Origin of the sequence: Streptomyces sp. NPDC057428 (assembly GCF_042803195.1) — a bacterium.
Classification (GTDB): domain Bacteria; phylum Actinomycetota; class Actinomycetes; order Streptomycetales; family Streptomycetaceae; genus Streptomyces.
The window spans coordinates 1-1,024 of the sequence record NZ_JBHVCT010000246.1; the positions used below are offsets into that span (position 1 = coordinate 1).

Genomic DNA, 1,024 nt, shown 5'->3' on the forward strand with positions numbered 1-1,024 from the left:
CTCGTCCCGGCCAGCGGACGCGAACTCCTCCGCCTGCTACGGATCACCGCGCTGCCCCGCCCCCGACGCGATCGAGACCACCTGATCCACTGGTCCGCCTGGAGACGCCACCACCAGCACCAAGCAGCCGAAGCCCACCGCAGATGGCACAATGTCACCGCCGCCACAGCCCCCTGACCAGCAGCGATGCTACTACCGATCAAGAACTACAGCTGCCGTGTCTGTGTGCTCGCGGGCGAGCCACTTCCGGTTCTCGCTCCATGTGCTCACCTGAGTGCGCATCACGTTGGATCCCCGGTGAGAGCTCGGCAGTCCAATGGATCTAGCTGCCTGCACCCGATCAGGTTGATTCTCCGCCCAATAAGTGCGGCGTCGGCACGGTTGTGCTGTGCGCGGTAGAGCCTGGTGGCTCGCCCCATTCACTGCGCATTTCCTGAGAGGGAGTCCTATGCTTCGTCGTATTGCGATCACTCTTGCCACCGTTGCTGCCGCCGGGATCGTGGCTGCGGCGCCCGCGGCCGCCAACGACTGGGAGGGCGTGACCGAGGGCGCCGGCTACCAGAAGATCGAGGGCGCTCGCGAGGCCGGGGAGTACCTGAACCTCGGTGGCCCGTACGGGATCACGTACGGCAAGCAGAAGAAGGCGCACTTCGAAGGCGAGGGCGGCTACTACTACACCCAGTACCTGCACGGAAACTGACCGGCTGAACCGGGACCCGCGAGGACGGGGCAAGAGCGTCTCTTCCCCCACGTTGCTGCAGGGTGATCCGAGGCCGCATACTCATCGGTCAACAGCACAAGGCCCGGGCCCGTGGGCGCATTCCAGGGGTCCGGGCTTTGCCGTGCGAGCCGTTGACCGTCGGAAAGCATGTATGCGCCTGCGGCACGTAAACGCTGGAACAACAAGTGGAAGGCAGCACTGAACGAGTTGGGTGCGGATCCTTCTGGGGGAAGGTCGTTGATCAGGCGCCGAGTTGGTAGTCCCGCTGGTCGGGGTAGGTGCGCTGGTGCTCGCGGGTGTGGT

General features: G+C 65.0%; 1 protein-coding gene. It reads left to right on the forward strand.

Annotation, left to right across the window (positions count from 1 at the left end):
- Positions 1 to 448: 448 nt before the first annotated feature.
- The gene (locus ACFU5K_RS32045; RefSeq protein WP_384068302.1) at positions 449 to 700 is read left to right on the forward strand and encodes a hypothetical protein; all 252 of its coding nucleotides are present in this window, start codon (positions 449 to 451) and stop codon (positions 698 to 700) included.
- Positions 701 to 1,024 lie beyond the last annotated feature (324 nt).